The organism is Arthrobacter sp. 05N425, from assembly GCF_056397125.1.
The window spans coordinates 39,754-58,951 of the sequence record NZ_JBFTMU010000004.1 but is presented as its reverse complement, the minus strand read 5'-3'; the positions used below and the strand labels follow the sequence as shown (position 1 = coordinate 58,951).

The window sequence follows — 19,198 nt, the reverse complement described above, 5'->3', positions numbered from 1 at the left end:
CATGCTGGCATTCGAGGCCGAGCCCGGATCCGCCGTCGAAATCTCCGCCTTGGACATCGTGCTCTGGGGCGTACTGCCCTACGTCATGGTCGTTGTGCTGGTGGGCGGCCTCATCTGGCGCTACAAGTACGACCAGTTCGGCTGGACCACGCGGTCCTCCCAGCTCTACGAATCCCGGCTGCTGCGGATCGCCTCGCCGTTGTTCCACTTCGGCCTGCTCGCCGTGATCGCGGGGCACTTCTTCGGCCTGGTCATTCCGATGGCGTGGACCCAGGCCGTGGGCATGAGCCAGGAGTTCTACCATTTCAACGCCCTCCTGGTTGGCGGCATCGCCGGGGTGGGGACCCTGGGCGGCATCATCCTGCTGATCTACCGGCGCCGCACCACCGGTCCGGTCTTCATGGCCACCACCAGGAACGACAAAACCATGTACGTCGTGCTCACCGGCGCGATCGTGTTCGGGCTCTGGACCACCCTGGCGAGCGTCTTCGAGGGCGAACACGGGCACAACTACCGCGAGACCGTGGCGCCGTGGTTCCGTTCGCTGTTCATCTTCCAACCCGACATCGCGGCGATGGCGGCGGCGCCCTTCTCCTTCCACCTGCACACCCTGGTGGGCATGGCGCTGTTCGTCATCTGGCCCTTCACCCGCCTGGTCCATGCGTTCACGGCGCCGTTCCACTATCTTTTCCGGCCGTACATCGTTTACCGCTCCCGCGACCGGGACCGGGACGGCAGCCGGGCCGGCGCGGCTGCCACGCGGTCCTCCGGCACCGCCGCCCGCCGCGGCTGGTCCGCCGTCGGGACCCGCGACCGGGACACCCGCAACCGCTGAGGTGCCGGCTATGCCGCAGCTTCCCGAAGCCTTCCCGAACCCTTCCCGAACCGAAAGGAGACCTCCGTGGCCGGAGCAGCGACCCCGTCCGCAACCGCGCCGGCAGGCCAGACGCTCAACCTGGTGCTCGCCACCGCGGCCTCGGTGGCCGGTTTTTGGGCCTGGAATTCCGTGGCCACGCTCGGGGCCTTCTACACCCAGAACCTCCAGCTCAACCCCGCCACCACGGGCATCCTCGTCGCCATGCCGGTGTTCGTCGGCTCGCTGGGCAGGATCGTCGTCGGCGCCCTGACAGACAAGTACGGCGGCCGCGCCCTCTTCAGCTTCGTGCTGCTGGCGGCCATTGTCCCGATTCTGCTGGTGGCCGTCGGGGGCACCATCCGCTCCTTCGCGCTGGTGCTCGGCGCCGGGCTGCTGCTCGGGGTGGCCGGCACCGTGTTCGCCGTCGGCATCCCCTTCGTCAGCGCTTGGTACGAACCGTCACGGCGCGGCTTCGCCACCGGGGTGTTTGGTGCCGGGATGGGCGGCACCGCCCTGGCCGCGTTCCTGAACCCGCGGCTGGTCGCCTGGATCGGTTACTTTCCGACGCACCTGCTGATCGCCGGAGTCCTGGCCGTCATGGCCGCGCTGGTCTGGTTCCTGATGAAAGAGTCCCCGGCGTGGAGCCGCCAGGACGCGCCGGTCATGCCCAAGCTGCTCGACGCCGCAAAAACCCCGGTCACCTGGAAGATGTGTTTCCTCTACGCCGTCGTATTCGGCGGATTTGTGTCCTTCGCGACCTACCTGCCGACGTACCTGCGGGACATCTACAGCTTCGACCCGAGCGCCGCCGGCGCGCGTACCGCCGGCTTCGCCTTGGCCGCCGTGCTGGCCCGGCCCATCGGGGGAGTGCTCGCGGACCGGTTCGGCCCCAAGCCCGTGGTGGTGGTCTCGCTCGCCGGCGTCGCCGTGCTCGCCTGGGTGGTGAACCTGCAGCCCGACGGCGATGTGCCCGCCGGCCTGACGTTCGTCGCCATGGCGGCCGCCCTGGGGCTGGGCACCGGCGGCGTCTTCGCCTGGGTCGGGGTGCTCGCCCCGGCCGGCAAGGTCGGCAGCATCAGCGGGGTGGTCAGCGCCGCCGGCGGCCTGGGCGGCTACTTCCCGCCGCTGGTGATGGGAGCCACCTACGACGCCGCGACCCGCAGCTACTCGATCGGGCTGATGCTGCTCGTGGTCACGGCGCTCGCGGCGCTGGCGTTCACGGTCTTCGCCATGCATGGCCGCGTCAAGGCCACAGTCGCGCACGCCTGACGGCCAAGCGGGCCGCCGAGCTGACCGGTGGGCTCAGAGCGTCTTCCGGGTGAAGAGGGAGTCGCCGTGTACCTCGTCCAGGTCCACCCGGCCGGTTTCGACGAAGCCAAGTTTGGCCAGGACGCGGCGTGACGGGGTGTTCCAATCGCGGACGGTGGCCCAAAGGCAGGGGTAACCGACTGCCTGCGCCTGCTGCAGGACGGCCCGGGAGGCCTCGCTCGCCAACCCCTGCCCCCAGACCCTTCGTAGGAACTCGAACGCGAGTTCCGGCTCCCCGTCCTGCCCATGCCGATTGGGAATCAGCCCGCAGTAGCCGATGACCTGCCCCGAACTTTTTTGCTCCGCCGCCAGCAGCCCCGGGAAGGGGAGCCCGTCGTACCGACGGATCCCGTCGGCGATTTCCTCCAGCGTGGGGTGGCCGTCGGGACTGATGCGGCGATGCGGCGGGACACGGGGGTCGCGTTCGGTCCAGAGCTCGTGCTGGACCGCGGCGTCGGACACGCGCAATGGCCGCAGCAGCAACCGGCCGGTTTCGAAGGCGGCCTCCGGGCGGGGTGTCTGTGCCGGATCCATCCGGGTCAGCCGAAGACGAAGTGCGCGGCGGTAAAGATGGCCAGCCCGGCGAGGGCGCCCACCACGGTGCCGTTGATCCGGATGAACTGCAGGTCCTTGCCCACCTGGAGTTCGATCTTCTGCGAGGTCTCCTCGGCATCCCAGCGGGCCACGGTATCGGTGATCACGCCGGCAATGTCCGAGCGGTAGTTGTTCACCAGGTACCCGGCGGCGTCGCCGATCCAGGTGTTCACCTTGCCGGCCAGCTCGGGGTCGACCACCAGCCGGGTGCCGAAGTCGTGCACGGCGGCCTTGAACTTCACCGTCAGTTCGCTGTGCGGATCGTCGACGGCGGCCAGCAGTGCGGCCTTGACCGTGCCCCAGGTGCGGGAGGCGAGTTCGCGGACCTCCGGGTCGCCCAGCACCTGCGCTTTGACGCCCTCGGCGCGGGCGATCATGACCGGATCGTGCTGCAGGTCCTGGGCCAGTTCTTTGAGGTATTTGTCGATGGAGAGCCGGACCTGGTGTTGCGGATCCGCCTGCACGGCCCGGGTGAATTTCAGGATCTCCACGTAGACCTTGTCGCCTACGAGCCCGTCCACGAACGTAGGCACCCAGGTGGGGGAACGGTCCGTGACCAGCCGGTTGACCGTTTCGTGGTTGTCCCGCACCCAGTCCACCGTACGGTCCACGAGCAGGTCCACGAGAGCGTGGTGGTGGCCGTCGTCGAACACGCGCTGGGCGAGCCGGCCCACCGGCGGTCCCCACGGCGGCGCCAGCAGGTGCCGGCGGACCATGCCCTCGATGACGGCTTGGACGTCGTCGTCGTTCAGCACCGTGAAGGCGCCGCGGATCACGGCGGCACCTTCCTTGGCCACCCGCTCGGCTCCGCCGGCCCCGGACAGCCAGCCGCCGACCTTGCGCGCAATGTCAACGCTGGCCAGTTTCTCCTTCACCACCTGTTCGGAGAGGAAGTTGGTCTCCACGAATTCGCCCAGCGACGCTCCGATCTGGTCCTTGCGCCGCGGGATGATCGCGGTGTGCGGGATCTTCAAGCCCAGCGGGTACTTGAACAGGGCCGTCACCGCGAACCAGTCCGCGAGGGCGCCCACCATGCCGCCCTCGGCCGCTGCCCGGACGTACTCAAGCCACGGGTACTGCTTCTGCAGGGCGAAGGCGAGCACGAAAATGACGGCCATGCCGATCAGCAGCGACACCGCCAGCAGCTTCATCTTCCGCAGCGCCGCGGCCTTTTCTGCGTCCGCGGCGGAGAGTCGGTGTTCGACGCCGGCCGGGGGGACGGCGGGACGGGCGGGTCGTTCAGTGTTCACCTGCATGTGCCCAGCCTAGCCGCGCATCCGTAACCGACGTCCGCTAACGTGTCAGCATGACTACCGAGGAGTCCGCCGCCGCCCGCCCGCTGGTCTACGCCCACCGGGGCGCCAGCGGAGCCTTCGCCGAGCACACCCGTGCCGCCTACCTGCAGGCGATCGCCGATGGGGCCGACGGCGTCGAATGCGACATCCACCTGACCCGCGACCAGCACGCGGTGCTGCTGCACGACGCCAACCTGGACCGCACCTCGGACGGCACCGGCCCGGTCGCGGACCACACCCTGGCGGAGCTGCGGCTGCTGGACTTCTGCTCCTGGAAGGGCGCCCGGATTCCCGAGGAGTACGGCGCCCGGTCCGAGCAGTTCCTGACCCTCCCCGAACTGCTCGACATCCTCCGCCTGGCCGGCCGCGAGATCGGCCTGGCGATCGAACTCAAGCACCCCAGCCCCTACCAGCTCAAGCTCGAGGACCGGGTCCTGGCTGTCCTCGAGTCCGAGGGCTGGGACCGGACCACCTCGATGCTGGACAACATCCGGGTCTCCTTCATGAGCTTCAGCCCCGACTCGGTGAAGCACCTGCTCCAGACCGTGCCCGCCGCGGCCATCTGCCAGCTCGTGGACGACGTGAACGTGGAGGAAATCCGCGAAGAACTCGGCCTCGGGGCGATCACCGGCGGCGCCCTCGCCAACGTCATGAAAGCTGCGCAGACCGAGGGGGAGCGGATCCTGGACGACTGCGAGGTGGGTCTGGCCGGGCCCGGCATCGGCTACCTGCGCGGACACTCCCGCACCGTCCGGCGCTGGCTCGAATCGGGCCGCCGCTTCCGGGTCTGGACCGTGGACTCGGCGGACGATGTCGACCTCTGCCGTGAACTGGGCATTCACGAGATCACCACCAACCGGCCCGCCGAGGTCCGCGCCCAGCTGCTCGCCCCGCTCTAGGGCCTTGCCCGCTGCTGACGGCGCTTCCTGCTAGGCGGCCAGATCCCGCCGTCGCCAGCCCAGGTAACCCAGCGCGGCGAGCCCGACGGCGACGGCGGTCAGGCCCAGCAGTGCCGGCACCGCGTCGGTGCCCACCGGCAGCAGCGGGGAGTGCCGGAACGGGGAGAGGTCCATCAGCCATCCCGGGGCGTTCCAGAGCACGCCGAACTCTCCGAGCGCCACGAAGGCAAGCAGCACGCCCCAGACCGCGCCAGCCAGCCGGGGCACCCAGCCAAACACCGCCAGCGCCACGCTGGTCAGCACCCACGCGGCGGGAATCTGCGCGAGCGAGGCGACCGTGGCGCTGCCCACCAGCCCGCTGTCCTGGACGGCGGCTGCCGCGCCGACACCGATCGAGACCCCGGCCAGCACCATCAGCACCGCGACCCCGGCCAGCGCGAATACGTAGTGGCTGCTTGCCCAGCGGCTGCGCGTGGTGGCCGTCCCCAGCAGTGCTTCGGTGTGCCCGGCGGACTCCTCGCTGCGCAGATGGTTCACCGACGCCACCCCGTAGGCCGCGGCGAGCAGGCCCATGATGCTGATCTCGGCGGCCAGGAAGGCGTCCCGCAGCGCCGAGGCGCCGCCGATCAGTTTGATCAGGTCCTGCGCGTTGGGGGAACTGAGCATCTCCGCTACGTTGCTGACCAGCGAGCCGATGACGACGCCGAAGACGACGAACGCCGCGGCCCAGGCCAGCCACACCCTGTGCTGCAGGCGCACGGCCAGAGCCCAGACCCCGGAGAGCGAGCCGACGGCGGGGCCGGGACGCTCGTCGCGGAGCCCCGCGCCCAGGTCCCGGCGTGCCCGGAGCACAAAGGCCGCCGGGATGAGGAGAACGCAGAGTGCGACCGGCAGCGCCAGCACCCACCATCGGTCCCCGGCGAACGCGCGGATCTGCTGGTTCCAGCCGATCGGCGAAAGCCAGGAGAGGAACGATGGGCCCGGTTCGGCAAGGTCTCCGACGGCGCGCAGGCCGTAGGTGACGGCGACGACGCCAACGCTCAAGCCGGTGGCAGCGCGGGCGCTCGCGGTCAGTTGCGCGGCTACGCCGGCCACGGCGCTGAAGGCCATCCCGGTGGCGGCCCAGCCGAGGCCGAAGGCCAGCGACCCGGCGGCCGGCAGGCCGCCGGCGGCGAGGGCGGCGGCGGACAGCAGTCCCACGCCCAGGCTGGCGCCCAGACCGATCATGAGGGCGGCGGCCAGGGCGGCGTCGCGTCCCAGCCGGCCGCCGCCGAGCAGCTCCAGCCGTCCGCCCTCCTCGTCTGCCCGGGTATGCCGGATGATCAGGATGACCATGAGGACCGCGAGGATGGCCGTCATGAACGCGGTGTATTTGATCAGCGAGAGCGCCCCAAGGGAGGCGGGGTCGTAGATGCGACCGAACATAGCCACCATTGACGCGGTGGCATTCACGGCATTGGCGGCTTCGATCCGGCTGCGGACGTCGGGGTAGAGTTCCGCGCCGGCCACCGCCGTCGAGTAGGCAACGACGGCGAATCCCAGCACCCACACCGGCAGCAGCCAGCGGTCCCGGCGCAGCCCCAACCGGACCAGCGTTCCGGTGCCGGCCAGCGTCTCAGGCATTGCCGGATCCCGGCCCGGTGGGCCCCGCAGCCGCGGAACCCACCGCTTCGGCCCCGGTGTCACGCGGGCCCGCCCCGGTCCCGGCGCCAGCGTTAACTGCGCCGTTCCCGGAGCCATAGTGCCGCAGGAACAGGTCCTCCAAGGTCGGCGGCTGGCTGGTCAGCGCCCGCAGCCCGGCCGCGGTAAGGGCCTGCAGGAAAGGGCCCAGCCCTGCGGGATCCACCTGGGCGCTAACCCGGTGGTTGACCACCACCACATCGTGCACGCCGGGCAGCAGTTCCAGCCCCTGGGGCACGGCGGCGACGTCGGCGGTGACGGCGGTTCGGGTCAGGTGGCGCAACTGCTCGAGCGGGCCGGTCTCCACCACCCGACCGGCGCGGATGATGCTCACCCGGTCGGAGAGCGCCTCGGCTTCGCTGAGGATGTGGCTGCTCAGCAGCACGGTGCGCCCCTGTGCCCGGAGTTCGCGGACGCAGCCGCGGAAGGCGTCCTCCATCAGCGGGTCCAGTCCGCTCGTGGGTTCGTCCAGCAGGAACAATTCGGCGTCGGTGGCCAGCGCGGCAACGAGGGCCACCTTCTGCCGGTTGCCCTTGGAATAGGTGCGGGCCTTCTTGGTCGGATCCAGCTCGAAAAGCTCCAGCAGACGGTCCCGCCGTGCCCGGTCCTGGCCGCCCTGCAGCTTGCCCAGGAGCCCGATCACCTCGCCGCCGGTCAGGTTGGGCCACAGGGCCACGTCGCCGGGAACGTACGCCAGCCTGCGGTGCAGCGTCGCGACGTCGCGCCAGGGATCCAGTCCCAGCACCCGGATGGATCCGGCGTTAGACCTCAGCATGCCCAGCAGCAGCCGCAACGTGGTGGACTTGCCGGAACCGTTGGGTCCCAGGAAGCCATGCACTTCGCCGGCGGCCACCTCGAAGTCCAGGCCGTCGAGGGCGGTCACGGCCCCGAAACGCTTTACGACGCCGGTCATCTGCACGACACTGCTCATAGTCAACAAGGTACTCCCGGGCACCGCTCCCGGACCCCTGCGGAAGGTCCTGCTTTCGCGGCCCACGCCCGGGTGGCGCAGCGCACCCGGCGCAGGTTAAGGCCCCGGTTACCGGGCGCCCCGCCGCTGTGGTTGCATGGTTGCATGCCTTTCCGCTGGTCCCCCCGGGCAACCCAGACACTTTCCGCGGCCGCCCTGAGCGGGCTGCTGCTGGCCAGCGCGGCCAAACACTTCCGCGATCCGGACTTCTTCACCCCAGTGGTCCCGGAGTTCCTCTGCCGCGACGACTCAGGCAGCCGGCGCAATGGACCCCTCGCCGTGCTGTCCCGGGAGGAATGGGTGGCGGCGAGCGGTCTGCTGGAGGTCGGCGCCGCCGTCGGACTCCTGATCCCGCCCACCCGCCGTGCGGCGGCCGGCTGCGTCACCGGAATGTTCACCGCCTTTCTCGCCGGACACCTGGACGCGCTTCGCAGGGCGTTCGGACCCGGGGAACGCCCGCGCAGCGCCGCTTCCACAGCCTGCGGCTGCCGCTGCAGGCGCCGCTCATCGCCTGGGCGTGGAGCCTGACGAAGCCGGTCCCGAAGCGGCGGCGCCGGTGAAGCTCTCACAATCCCCGGCCGTCCGGGTGGGGCTCTCCATCAGCATCGCCACCGGGCTCTATGGGGTGTCCTTCGGGGCGCTGTCGGTGACCTCGGGCCTCGATTTCTGGCAGACCATGGCCCTGAGCCTGCTGCTCTTCAGCGGCGGCTCGCAGTTCGCGTTCATCGGCGTCGTGGCCGGGGGCGGCTCCGGCGTCGCGGCGATGAGCGCCGCGACCCTGCTGGGCATGCGCAACGGCATCTACGGCATGCAGCTCAACGCGCTGCTCCAGCCGCGGGGCTGGCGCCGGTTCGCCGCCGCCCACGTGACCATCGACGAATCGACCGCCACGAGCACCGGCCAGACCGACCCGGCGGAGCAGCGCCGGGGTTTCTGGACGGCGGGGCTGGGCATCTTCGTGCTGTGGAACCTGTTCACCGCCGTTGGGGCGCTGGCCGGCAGCGCCCTTGGCGACCCGAAGCAGTGGGGGCTCGACGGCGCCGCGGTGGCGGCGTTCCTCGGCCTGCTGTGGCCGCGGCTCAAGGGCCGCGAACCCGTCGCGATCGCCGTCGTCTGCGCCCTGGCAACCGTCCTGGCCGTCCCGCTCGTGCCAGCCGGGGTGCCCATCCTGGCCGCCGCGTTCGTGGCGGCGGTGGTCGGCTGGTTCAGTCACGGCCGCAGCGACGAGGGCCTCGAACCCGACGTCGACCCGTATGCCGAGGAGCATGAGGCTGTCCGTCGCTCCGGACACAGCCCAGGGGAGGCCTCATGACGCTCTGGCTCTGGCTCCTGCTGTCCTGCGTGCTGGCGTACGCCTGGAAACTGGTGGGATACCTTGTCCCCGCCAGCCTGCTGCGCAATCCGAGGATGTCCCGGATCGCCGGCACCATGACGATCGGGCTGCTGGCCTCCCTGACCGTCGTGAACACAGTGGCGTCCGGGCAGTCCCTGGCGCTGGACGCGCGGCTCGGTGCCCTGGCCGCGGCCGCCGTCGCCCTGTGGTTGCGGGCGCCGTTCCTGGTGGTGGTCCTGGCTGGCGCCGGCGCGGCGGCCGGGCTGCGGTTGCTCGGCTGGAACTGACGCTCCGCCGTCGGGCGCTCAACGGTCTTTAGCCCCTAGCCGGGCCGGGCGCCCAATGGGAGCATTCGATGATGACCGAAAAAGACGTTCCGAATGCCGCTGCGTCCGGGCCGGGCGATGCGGACGCGGCGACCCCGGAAGCCGCGGGAGCGGATGCCGCCGGCAAGGCGCACCATTCCAAGCCGCATGAGCACTTCGTTTCCCCCGGCGCGGAATCCACTCGGGAACTGCGCGAAATGGCCCGCCGCCGCCGCGAGGCCGAAGAGAAGCTGCAACAGCATTTGCAGGAGGCGCACCACCTGCACGAGGCCAAGGAAAAGCCCGCCGAGGATCAGGGCGGCCACTGACGGTTCAGTTTCAGGGGCCGGCGGGACGGCGGCAGCCGGACTCCGGCTGACGCCGCGCATCAGGCGTCGACGTCGACGGTCACGACAATCTTGCCGCGGGTGTGTCCTTCCATGCTGAGGCGGAAGGCGTCTGCCGACTGCGCCAGCGGGAAGGTCTGCGCCACCTCGACCCGGAGCTTGCGCTCGTCGACCAGCTCGGCGAGCTCCCGCAGATCGGCGCCCACGGGGTTCACCCACATCCAGGTGCCGCCGTGCTGCTCAACGTCGCTGTCAGCGATGGAGGCGTGCCGGCCGCCGTCGGCCAGCACCGCCAGGGTGGTATCGAGGTTCCCGCCGACGAAGTCCGCCACGACTTCCACTCCTTCGGGGCGAAGTGCCCGCACCCGGTCCGCGAGTCCATCACCGTAGCTGACGGGTTCGGCGCCGAGGGAGCGCAGGAACTCGTGGTTCTTTTCTGATGCCGTCGCGATCACATGGGCACCCATCGCCGCGGCGATCTGGATTCCGAGGGACCCGACGCCGCCGGCCCCGCCATGGATCAATACGGTCTCGCCGGCCTTGAGGCCCAGGCGCGTGAGGACCTGATAGGCCGTCAGTCCCGCCAGGGGAAGCCCGGCGGACTCGTTCCACCCCAGCGAGGCGGGCTTGCGGGCGAGGAGGCGTTCCGGGAGGGCGATGTATTCAGCGAAGCTCCCGCCGTGGACATAGTCTTTGCGGCCATAGGCGATGACTTCATCGCCGGGCTGGAAATGCGGCGCGTCGATGCCGACCGATTCCACGACGCCGGCCACATCCCAGCCGGGAATTGCCGGGAATTGCAGGTCCATGACGGCATCCAGGTAGCCGGCCATGATCTTCCAGTCGACCGGATTTACCGAGGCTGCCTTGACCTTGACCAGGACCATGCCCGGCCCGACCTTTGGCATCGGGCGGTCGGCCAACTCGAGGACGTCCGGATTTCCATATTCGCTGTACGTTATCGCCTTCATGCAGGCGTCAACGACTGCTTCCGGGACCCTATTCCGCGTCCGGCCAACGAGTGGGCCAGCTCACCGGGCGGTGCCGAGGCCGGCCAGTTTCAGGATCAGCTGCAGGCCCTCCGGCGTCCCGGGCCAGTGCCGTTCGACGGCCTCCGCGCCGGCCCGGGCGACCACGGAGCGCAGCACCAGGGCGACGATCACGACGTCGTCCGCGTAGCCGATGACGGGCAGGAAGTCGGGCACCAGGTCGATCGGCGAGAGCAGGTAGGCCAGCAGCAGGGCGAGCCGGACGCGCACGCCCACCGCGACGGTGCGGTCGGCCACCAGCCGCCGGATCAGCCGGAGCAGGTCCGGCAGCAGCCGCAGGGGGTCCTTCATGGTGACAGTTTCGGGGTGCCGCCGCGCGTACCCCCAGAGCAGCACCAGCAGCGCGGCGTACACCAGCAAGAGGCCACCGAGGACGCCGGCAGCGGTTTCCCATGTCATGGGCTCAACGGTACGTGTTTCCGTAGGTAGAGCCGAAGCCGACGCCGAATGCGGTGCCGTACGCGGTCCCCGGCACCAGCGACTGCGGTGGCAGCGGACGATCGGGCCGTTCTGCGCGGATGGCGTCCTCGACCAGGGCGACCGGACGGCGCCAGGCATCCGAACCGGCCTCCATCGTGTCCACCACGCCGATCAGCATGGCCAGCAGCCGGATCATGTCCGCCATGGAGATGTCGCTGCGCAGCGTGCCCTGGCCCTGGCCGCGGCCCAGCAGCACGGCCACCGATTCGATCAGGTCGCCGGTGATGCCGGTCAGCACGCCGCGGCGGCCCGCCACCGCGCCGAGGAGGTTGGCTTCGTCGCTGGCAACCCCCATCAGCGCGTCGACGACGCGGAACAGGCCCTCCGCCGCGTCCTTGCCGGCCAGTGCTTCTTCGATGACCGGGTTCACCCGCAGTTTCAGCTGCTGGTGCAGCGCGGCGAGCACGAGTTCTTCCTTGTCGGCGAAGTTCCGGAACAGCGTCGCGGGGCCCACCCCGGCCGTGACGGCGATGGTCTGGAGCGGGACTTCGGGGCCGTGCTCACGGAAGCACTGGCGGGCCGCGGCAATGATCTTGTTGACGTTGCGCGCTGCATCCGCACGGAGCGGCCTGCGGTCTACTGCCCGGTTCATTTGCTCAGGGTAGCAACGCGGAGGTGGAGGAAACCTGTTACCGGCGGGTACGCCCAATTGTGACGTGTCGGCCCGCGATTGCGGGCCCGGGCAGGCCGGATCCCGCGTGGCAGACTGGAGCCATGTTGCTTGCATTTTCTGTCGCACCCTCCGGCCGTCCCAGCGGCGCTCCCGCCGGCTCCGAAGCCGACGACGCCTCGGTCCACCATGCCGTCGCCGAGGCGGTGCGGATCGTCCGTGAGTCCGGGCTGCCGAACCACACGGACTCGATGTTCACCACCATCGAGGGCGAATGGGATGAGGTGTTCGACGTCGTGAAGCGCGCCACGGAAGCCGTGGGCCGCTACGGCAGCCGCGTCTCCCTCGTGATCAAGGCCGACATCCGCCCCGGCTACACGGGCGAACTGACCGGGAAACTGGACCGGCTGGAGAAGGCCCTGGGCGAGTAGCCGCTCCGGGCCCGGGCCTGGGCCGGGCGGCCGCCGGCCCTACCCACCGGCGGGGGCAGCTGAAAGACTGGGCCGCATGATCGAGCATCAGCCCACATCCCGCTGGATCGCCGTCGAGGAGTACCTCTCCGGCGTGGTGGTCCGGCCCGATACCTCGCTGCGGCGCGCCGTGGCCGCCTCCCTGGAAGCAGGGATGCCGCCCATCGAGGTCGCCCCGAACGCCGGCAAGCTCCTGAAGCTGCTGGTCCAGCTTTCCGGCGCCCGCCGGGTGCTGGAGATCGGCACGCTGGCCGGGTTCAGCACCATTTGGATGGCACAGGGCCTGCCCGACGGCGGCCGGCTTGTCACCTGCGAATACCTGCCCCGGCACGCCGAGGTGGCGCGCGCCAACCTCGACCAGGCCGGGCTGGGCCACCTCGTGGAAATCCGGGTGGGCGCGGCCCTGGACACGCTGCCCGTGCTGGAAAGCGAGGGCGCCGGGCCTTTCGACTTTGTGTTCATCGACGCGGACAAGGAACACAACCTGCAATACCTGGACTGGGCCATCAGGCTGGGCCGGCCCGGCACCACGGTGGTGATGGACAACGTGGTGTGGGAGGGCGCGGTGCTGGACCCGGCCCTGGATCCTGTCAACGCCCCGGGGATCGTCGCGGCGCTGGAGATGATGGGCGCGGACCCGCGGCTGGACGCCACCGTGATCCAGACGGTGGGATCGAAGGGCTGGGACGGCTTCGCGCTCGCCCTCGTGCGGTAGCACGGGATGGTGCTCGGTGCGGCGTCCCGGTCCGGCGGGCGAGGACCGGGCGAAGTGCTAAGTATGCTTAGATTTACCCAGCGGCGGCTTCGACCGGCCGCTACAGGCACGGACAACACCAGGCGCACATCGCAAAGGACACGGACGAGGCAATGAACGCGACCCAGGAAGCCCGCCCTCCCAAGGCCGTGCGGATCAGCTCCACGACGGGCGAGCTGGCCGGGATCTCACCGATGCTGGACGCCGCCGAGGCGGGCGTCGGGGACGTCCCGGCCCTGCTGGCACTCGCCAAGGACGCGGGGGAGTGCGCCCCGAAGCCCGGGGCGGGCAACACCGCGTTGCTGTGGGAGATCCTCGCGTCGGTCACCGCCGTCGACGTCGCCGCCGGACGGATCCTGGAACCCCACCTCGACGCCGCCGCGATCCTCGCCCAGGCCGCTGCGGCGGATTTCGATGATGCCCCCGCCGATCTCCCCTTCGACGGCACCTGGGGCGTTTTCGCCGCCGAGGCCCCCGGGCTGAAGCTGGAAGCCAAGGACGCCGGCGGCGCGGTCGTGCTGACCGGCTCGAAACCGTGGTGCTCCATCGCCGCGCAGCTCGACCACGCGGTGCTGACCGCGCACCTCGACGGCGGCGGCCGCGCCGCCTTCGCCGTCGACCTGCACGCCGCCGGGGTCGGCTTCGCGGACCCGGAATGGACCAGCCTGGGCCTGCGCGAGGTCCCCAGCGGCACCGTGCACTTCGATGCCGTGCCGGCCATACCGCTCGGTCCGGCCGGCTGGTACTACCAGCGTCCCGGGTTCGCCTGGGGCGGCATGGGGGTAGCCGCCTGCTGGTTCGGCGGCGCCGTCGCCGTGGCCCGCAACTATGTTGAGTCCCTGAAACAAGCGGCCGACGGCGGCCGCGAACCGGACCAGCTCGCCCTCGCCCACCTCGGCGAAATCGACCGCACGCTGACCGGGCTCACCCAGTACCTCGCCCGGACCGCGGCCCGGATCGACGCCGGGGAGCTCTCCGGCGCCGGCGCGTGGAGCGAGGCGCTGCGCGTCCGCGGCAGCGTGGCCGCCGCCGTCGCACGCATTCAGTCGCTGGTGAGCCAAAACCTCGGGCCCGCCCCGCTGGCCTTCGACGCACGCTACGGCAAACGCATGGCCGACCTCTCGCTCTACATCCGGCAGCACCACGCCATGCGCGACGACGCCCAGCTCGGCGCCCTGACGTTCAAGGGGGACCACCCATGGTGAGCTTCACGCACAACGACGCCGGGACCAACGAAGAAGACTGGGCCCGCAGCGGCGCCGCCGCCCTGCCGGAGCTCCCGCTCGACGCCGGGGAGCTGGCCGGCAGGGCATTCATCGTCCTGGCCGCCCACCCCGACGACGAATCCCTGGGCGCCGGCGGCCTGATGGCCCGGCTGCACGGCCTCGGCGCGGAGGTGCGGGTGCTGCTGTGCACGGCAGGGGAGGCCTCCCACCCCGATTCGCCCAGCACCACACCCAAACAGCTTGCCGACCTGCGGCTGCGCGAATTCGCCGGCGCCCTCGGGCGGCTCGTCCCGGACGCCGGCTGGCAGTACCTCGGGCTGCCGGACGGGAAGCTCGCGGGCCACCGGTACCAGGTCCTCGCCGCGATCCGCGAGGCCGCGGCTGCCACGGGCCGGCCCGCGGACCGCGTCGTCCTGGTGGCGCCCTACCGGAACGACGGCCATACCGACCACGACGCCCTGGGCTCCGCCGCCGCGGAAGCGGCAGCCGCCTCCGGCTACGGGCTGCTGGAGTACCCGGTCTGGTACTGGCTCTGGGCCGGCCCCGAGGACCCGGCCTGGCAGTCCTGGCTGCGGCTCCCGCTGACCCCGGCCGAGGCGCAGGCCAAGGCGCAGGCCATGGCGGCGCACACCTCGCAGGTCCGGGCGCTCTCGGACCAGCCGGGGGACGAAGTGCTGCTCCCGCCGGCCTTCCTGCAGCACTTTTCCCGGCATTGGGAGACCTTCGCCTGGCAGCGGCCCGGCACTCCGGCTGTCCCATCGGCCGGTGCGGCGGCACACGCCGCAGTCGCGCCCTCCGCCTACGCCGCGGCGGACGCGGAGGGCCTCTTTGACACCGTCCACGCCCGGAGCGAGGACCCCTGGGAGTACACCACCAGCTGGTACGAACACCGCAAGCGCGCGCTGACGCTCGCGGCGCTCCCCGGCCGGAGCTACTCCGCCGGCCTTGAAATCGGCTGCTCGATCGGCACCCTCAGCGTGGAACTCGCCGAACGCTGCGGCAGCTTCCTGGCCGTCGACGCGAGCAGCGCGGCACTGGCCCACGCCGCCCGGCGGCTCGCGCACCTGCCGGCCGCGCGGACCCGCCACCTGACGGTGCCGCAGGACTGGCCGGAGGGCGCGTTCGATCTGATCGTGGTGTCGGAGGTGGGCTACTACCTCTCGCCGGAGGAGCTGGCGGCCCTGTTCGACCGGGTCGAGGCCACGCTGCTGCCCGGCGGCACCCTGGCGCTCTGCCACTGGCGGCACCCGATCGAGGGCTGGGAGCTCGACGGCGACACCGTCCACGCAGCAGCCCGCCGGCAACTTCGCTGGGCCGACGCCGGCCTCTACCGGGAGCGCGACTTCGTGCTGGAAATCTTCCGCGCCCCGGAGCCGCTCGCGTGAGCAACGTGGCGGCCCCGGCCGGGCCCCCGCAACGACGCCCCGGCATCGACGCCGTCGCCGTCGTGATGCCGGCCCACAACGAGGAACAGCACTTGGACCGGGCGCTGCGGGCAGTGCAGCGCGCCGCCGACGAGCTGCAGCGGCAGCGGCCCGGCGTCGCCGTCCGGGTGACAGTGGTCCTGGACAGCTGCACCGACCGCTCCGCCGAGATCACCGCAGGTTACGTCGACGCCGACCCGCGCTTCGGCGYGCTCGACGTCCGGCTGCGCAGCGCCGGCGCGAGCCGGGCGGCAGGCGTCCGCGCCGCCGTGCTCGGCCCGCAACGGCGCGCCCCCGGCCAGCGTTCCGAACCGCGGCCCTGGCCGGGACGGACCTGGCTGGCCAACACCGACGCCGATTCGCAGGTCCCGGTGAACTGGCTGGTGCGGCAGCTCGAATTCGCCGAAGCCGGTGCCGACGCGGTGCTCGGCTCGGTGGAACCGGACCCGGTCGGGATGGACCCGGAACTGCTGCGCCGCTGGCTGGACCGCCACCCCTTCGAGGAAAAACACCCGCACATCTACGGCGCCAACTTCGGCGTCCGGGCCTCGGCCTACCTGGCCGCGGGCGGGTTCTCGCACCTGGAAACGCACGAGGACCGCACCCTGGTCCAGAGCCTGCGCAGCCTCGCCTTCACCGTCCTCGCAACGGACAGCATGCGGGTGCTGACCTCCGGCCGGACCCACGCACGGGCGCCCCACGGCTTCGGGACGTACCTGCGTTCGCTGGGACGGCAGCGGCCGCCTGCCGCCACTGGCAGCTGAGGGCGGGCCCGGCAACCGAAGCCGTTCCGGGGCAGCGCAGCCGCGCGCCGGCGCCCGGTGACCTTTGGCCCTAACCAGGGGTGCCGCGCCGGAGCATCCTCGGAGGCATGATGCACCTGGGCAGTGCCGGCGTTAGGTGCTGCGCATGACGGGCGGCGGACGGTGAACCCTGCCGCGGCCGGGCCGCTGCCCGGGATCTCCGGACTGAGCTCGGCGGAGGCTGCCCTGAGGCTGGAGCGTGCCGGGGCAAACCGGCTGCCCGAGGTCCGTGCCGTGCCGGGCTGGCGGCGGCTGCTGGCAGAACTGACCCACTTTTTTGCCGTCATGCTCTGGGTGGCGGCCGCCCTCGCCTTTGTCGCCGGCATGCCGCAACTGGGCATCGCCATCATCGTCGTGATCGTGGTGAACGGGGTATTCGCCTACATCCAGCAGGAGCGCGCCCAGCACGCGGCCGCCAAGCTGCGCGAATTGTTGCCCGCCATGGTCTCGGTGCGCCGGGACAATCGCATCGTCAAAGTGCACACCACCGAGCTGGTGCCCGGAGACGCCGTCGTGCTGGTTGCCGGCGATCGGGTGCCGGCGGATCTCCGCCTGGCCCTGGCTGCGGGCTGCACGGTGGACGAATCGATGCTCACCGGCGAAAGCGAAGCGGTCAGCAAGGCCGCGGGGGACACCGTGTTCGGTGGAACCTTCCTGGTCATCGGCACGGCCGAAGGGGTGGTGGCCAGCACCGGGGGACAGACACGGCTCGCCGAGATCGCGTCACTGACCGGCAAGGTCGAGGCGCCGCCGAGCCCGCTGGCCCTGGAACTGCAGCGGATTGTCAGGATTGTCGCCGGCGTGGCCCTGGGCATCGGCGCCTTGTTCTTCATCCTCTCGCTGCTGGTGGGCATCTCCTGGCGCGATGCGTTCCTCTTCGCGATCGGCGTGGCGGTGGCGCTGGTGCCCGAGGGCCTGCTCCCCACCGTCACCCTCTCGCTCGCCATCGGAGCCCAGCGGATGGCCGCGCGCAAGGCCCTGGTGCGGAACCTGCAGGCGGTCGAGACGCTTGGCTCCACCACGTTCATCTGCACGGACAAGACCGGAACCCTCACCCAGAACCGGATGAACGCCGTCGAGGTCTGGACACCCTCCGGGCTGCTCGGCGTCACCGGGAACGGCTACGCGCCGGAAGCCGAGGTCACGGGGGAGGGTGGCGCGGACGCCGGAGCGGCGGCGTTCCAGGCGGGGCAGCGGCTCAGCGCCGCCGCCCGTGCCGCCTCGGTGGGCCGGGCGGTGCCGCACGACGGGCAGTGGATCGCCGAGGGAGATCCGATGGAGGCCGCCATCGACGCGCTGGCCACGCGGCTGGCCGGCCCCGGCGGCGGGCCGGCGGAGCCAACGCCGTCGCACCGCTTCGCCTTCGATCCGCGACGGCTGCGCGAGTCCGCCATCGTCGGTACGACGCTGTTCGTCAAGGGGGCCCCGGAGTCCGTGATCCCCTTGTGCCGGGGCGACGGCGACAGTGAGGGCGACGGCGACGTGGACGGCGCCGGCGGCGCCGACCGTGCCCTGCAGATGGTGGACCAGATGGCCTCGCACGGGCTCAGGGTCCTCGCGGTCGCGCAGCGGAGCCTGCCCGGACCGGTGCGGGACGGCACGACGGCGGACGAAGTGGAGAGCGGGCTGACGCTGCTGGGCCTGATCGGCCTGCACGATCCGCCCCGCGCCGAGGTCCGGCTCTCGCTGCAGGCGGCCCGCGACGCTGGCATCAAGGTGGGTATGGTCACCGGCGACCACGCCTTCACGGCCGCCGCCATTGCCCGGGAAACCGGCCTGATCGGCTCCCCGGAGCTGGTGCTGGAGGGCCACAACCTGCCGGAGGATGACGAGGTCCTGGCCGCGTTGCTGGACCGCGACGGCGTCGTGGTCAGCCGGGTAACGCCGGAACAAAAGCTCCGGGTGGCCCGGCTGCTGCAGCACCGCGGCCACGTGCTGGCCATGACCGGTGACGGCGTCAACGACGGGCCTGCGCTGCAGCAGGCGGACATCGGCGTCGCGATGGGCCTCAGCGGCACGGATGTGGCCCGCGAGGCGGCGGACCTGGTGCTGCTCGACGACGACTTTGCGACGATCATCGCGGCCGTGGAGCAGGGCCGCGCCACCTACGCGAATATCCGCCGTTTCCTGACGTACCACCTCACGGACAACGTCGCCGAGCTGACGCCGTTCGTGTTCTGGGCCCTGTCCGGTGGCCGGTTCCCGCTGGCCCTGAGCGTGCTTCAGATCCTCGCCCTGGACATCGGCACCGACCTGCTGCCGGCCCTGGCCCTCGGCAGCGAAGCGCCCAGCAAAGGGGCCCTGAAACGTCCGCCGGAGCGCCGGCACCTGATGGACCGGGCCCTGATGTTCCGGGTCTTCGGCCTGCTGGGCCCGGTAGAGGCGCTGATGGAGATGACCGCTTACACCGCCGTTCTCTTCGGAGCCGGCTGGAGCCCCGGAGCCGCACTGCCGCCGTCGGACGCGCTGATGGCGGCCTCCGGCGCCGCGTTCACCACCGTGGTCCTGGCCCAGCTCGCCAACGCCTTCGCCTGCCGCAGCGCCACCTCCCCGCCCTGGCAGCTGGGCTGGTTCACCAACCGGCTGCTGCTCTGGGCCGTGCTGGCGGAGCTGGGGCTGCTCTCCGTCTTCCTGTTCCTTGGCCCTGTCGCCGGCCTGCTGGGACATGCCCCGCCGACACCCGGCGGGCTGGCCGTGGCCCTCGCCGCCATTCCGGCGGTCTTGGTCGCGGACTGGCTCTACAAGCTGGCCCGGCACGGCACGTCCGGGCGGCCCGCCCAACGCGCCGGCTAAGA

The 19,198-nt window shown here is 71.2% G+C and carries 18 protein-coding genes and 2 pseudogenes; 13 read left to right on the top strand and 7 right to left on the bottom strand.

Going from position 1 to position 19,198, the window contains the following annotated elements; translation table 11 throughout:
• Nucleotide 1 precedes the first annotated feature (1 nt).
• Nucleotides 2-835 carry a respiratory nitrate reductase subunit gamma gene (gene narI / locus AC1DGE_RS07895; RefSeq protein ID WP_476892957.1) on the top strand — a complete coding sequence of 278 codons (834 nt, stop codon included), beginning with the start codon at nt 2-4 and terminating at the stop codon, nt 833-835.
• Nucleotides 836-901: 66 nt separating this feature from the next.
• Nucleotides 902-2,125 carry an MFS transporter gene (locus tag AC1DGE_RS07890; protein WP_476892956.1) on the top strand — a complete coding sequence of 408 codons (1,224 nt, stop codon included), beginning with the start codon at nt 902-904 and terminating at the stop codon, nt 2,123-2,125.
• Nucleotides 2,126-2,158: 33 nt separating this feature from the next.
• Here the strand turns inward: AC1DGE_RS07890 and AC1DGE_RS07885 are convergent, their stop codons facing one another.
• Nucleotides 2,159-2,698, bottom strand: coding sequence for a GNAT family N-acetyltransferase (locus tag AC1DGE_RS07885; RefSeq protein WP_476892955.1), 540 nt, complete (start codon nt 2,696-2,698; stop codon nt 2,159-2,161).
• Nucleotides 2,699-2,703: 5 nt separating this feature from the next.
• Nucleotides 2,704-4,014, bottom strand: coding sequence for a DUF445 domain-containing protein (locus tag AC1DGE_RS07880; RefSeq protein ID WP_476892954.1), 1,311 nt, complete (start codon nt 4,012-4,014; stop codon nt 2,704-2,706).
• Nucleotides 4,015-4,064: 50 nt separating this feature from the next.
• Between AC1DGE_RS07880 and AC1DGE_RS07875 the strand changes: the two genes are divergently transcribed.
• A complete protein-coding gene (locus tag AC1DGE_RS07875) occupies nt 4,065-4,952 on the top strand; it encodes a glycerophosphodiester phosphodiesterase (protein WP_476917250.1) in 888 nt (295 codons plus the stop codon).
• Between the two features lie 30 nt (nt 4,953-4,982).
• Here the strand turns inward: AC1DGE_RS07875 and AC1DGE_RS07870 are convergent, their stop codons facing one another.
• Both AC1DGE_RS07870 and AC1DGE_RS07865 read right to left on the bottom strand, forming a co-directional pair.
• Entirely contained in the window at nt 4,983-6,575 is a 1,593-nt protein-coding gene (locus AC1DGE_RS07870) for an ABC transporter permease (RefSeq protein ID WP_476908916.1), read from the bottom strand.
• On the bottom strand, nt 6,568-7,563 hold the full coding sequence (locus AC1DGE_RS07865; protein WP_476917249.1) for an ABC transporter ATP-binding protein: 996 nt from the start codon (nt 7,561-7,563) through the stop codon (nt 6,568-6,570). The genes AC1DGE_RS07870 and AC1DGE_RS07865 overlap by 8 nt, the downstream gene beginning before the upstream one ends.
• A 144-nt stretch (nt 7,564-7,707) precedes the next feature.
• On the opposite strand from AC1DGE_RS07865, the pseudogene AC1DGE_RS07860 reads away from it, so the two are divergent.
• The 4 genes and pseudogenes from AC1DGE_RS07860 (at nt 7,708) to AC1DGE_RS07845 (ending at nt 9,569) form a co-directional block, all read left to right on the top strand.
• A pseudogene (locus tag AC1DGE_RS07860) lies at nt 7,708-8,162 on the top strand (DoxX family protein).
• Complete coding sequence (locus AC1DGE_RS07855) at nt 8,114-8,914, top strand: AzlC family ABC transporter permease (RefSeq protein WP_476917317.1); 801 nt, start codon at nt 8,114-8,116, stop codon at nt 8,912-8,914. The pseudogene AC1DGE_RS07860 and the gene AC1DGE_RS07855 overlap by 49 nt, the downstream one beginning before the upstream one ends.
• A complete protein-coding gene (locus tag AC1DGE_RS07850) occupies nt 8,911-9,222 on the top strand; it encodes an AzlD domain-containing protein (RefSeq protein ID WP_441418032.1) in 312 nt (103 codons plus the stop codon). Before AC1DGE_RS07855 ends, AC1DGE_RS07850 begins: the two co-directional genes overlap by 4 nt.
• Before the next feature lie 71 nt (nt 9,223-9,293).
• A complete protein-coding gene (locus AC1DGE_RS07845) occupies nt 9,294-9,569 on the top strand; it encodes a hypothetical protein (RefSeq protein ID WP_476917248.1) in 276 nt (91 codons plus the stop codon).
• A gap of 59 nt (nt 9,570-9,628) precedes the next feature.
• On the opposite strand, the gene AC1DGE_RS07840 is transcribed toward AC1DGE_RS07845, so the two are convergent.
• The 3 genes and pseudogenes from AC1DGE_RS07840 to AC1DGE_RS07830 all read right to left on the bottom strand — a co-directional run bounded on the left by AC1DGE_RS07840 (nt 9,629) and on the right by AC1DGE_RS07830 (nt 11,708).
• Complete coding sequence (locus AC1DGE_RS07840) at nt 9,629-10,558, bottom strand: NADP-dependent oxidoreductase (RefSeq protein WP_476917247.1); 930 nt, start codon at nt 10,556-10,558, stop codon at nt 9,629-9,631.
• Between the two features lie 176 nt (nt 10,559-10,734).
• Nucleotides 10,735-10,816 (bottom strand): annotated as a pseudogene (locus AC1DGE_RS07835) (YkvA family protein); the annotation flags it as partial.
• A 223-nt stretch (nt 10,817-11,039) separates the two neighbouring features.
• Nucleotides 11,040-11,708 (bottom strand): TetR/AcrR family transcriptional regulator, encoded by a 669-nt coding sequence (locus AC1DGE_RS07830; RefSeq protein ID WP_476917246.1) that lies wholly within the window; start codon nt 11,706-11,708, stop codon nt 11,040-11,042.
• Nucleotides 11,709-11,830: 122 nt separating this feature from the next.
• Here AC1DGE_RS07830 and AC1DGE_RS07825 point away from each other — a divergent pair, with 122 nt between their 5' ends.
• From AC1DGE_RS07825 to AC1DGE_RS07800, 6 genes are all read left to right on the top strand, one after another.
• Complete coding sequence (locus AC1DGE_RS07825) at nt 11,831-12,157, top strand: thiamine-binding protein (protein WP_441418027.1); 327 nt, start codon at nt 11,831-11,833, stop codon at nt 12,155-12,157.
• A gap of 76 nt (nt 12,158-12,233) precedes the next feature.
• Nucleotides 12,234-12,911 carry an O-methyltransferase gene (locus tag AC1DGE_RS07820; RefSeq protein ID WP_476917245.1) on the top strand — a complete coding sequence of 226 codons (678 nt, stop codon included), beginning with the start codon at nt 12,234-12,236 and terminating at the stop codon, nt 12,909-12,911.
• 152 nt (nt 12,912-13,063) lie between these two features.
• The gene (locus AC1DGE_RS07815; RefSeq protein WP_476917244.1) at nt 13,064-14,155 is read left to right on the top strand and encodes a hypothetical protein; all 1,092 of its coding nucleotides are present in this window, start codon (nt 13,064-13,066) and stop codon (nt 14,153-14,155) included.
• Nucleotides 14,149-15,561 (top strand): PIG-L family deacetylase, encoded by a 1,413-nt coding sequence (locus AC1DGE_RS07810; protein WP_476917243.1) that lies wholly within the window; start codon nt 14,149-14,151, stop codon nt 15,559-15,561. The genes AC1DGE_RS07815 and AC1DGE_RS07810 overlap by 7 nt, the downstream gene beginning before the upstream one ends.
• Nucleotides 15,562-15,626: 65 nt before the next feature.
• On the top strand, nt 15,627-16,364 hold the full coding sequence (locus AC1DGE_RS07805; RefSeq protein ID WP_476917316.1) for a glycosyltransferase family 2 protein: 738 nt from the start codon (nt 15,627-15,629) through the stop codon (nt 16,362-16,364).
• A gap of 162 nt (nt 16,365-16,526) precedes the next feature.
• Nucleotides 16,527-19,196, top strand: a complete 2,670-nt coding sequence (locus tag AC1DGE_RS07800; protein WP_441418023.1) for a cation-translocating P-type ATPase — start codon at nt 16,527-16,529, stop codon at nt 19,194-19,196.
• Nucleotides 19,197-19,198 lie beyond the last annotated feature (2 nt).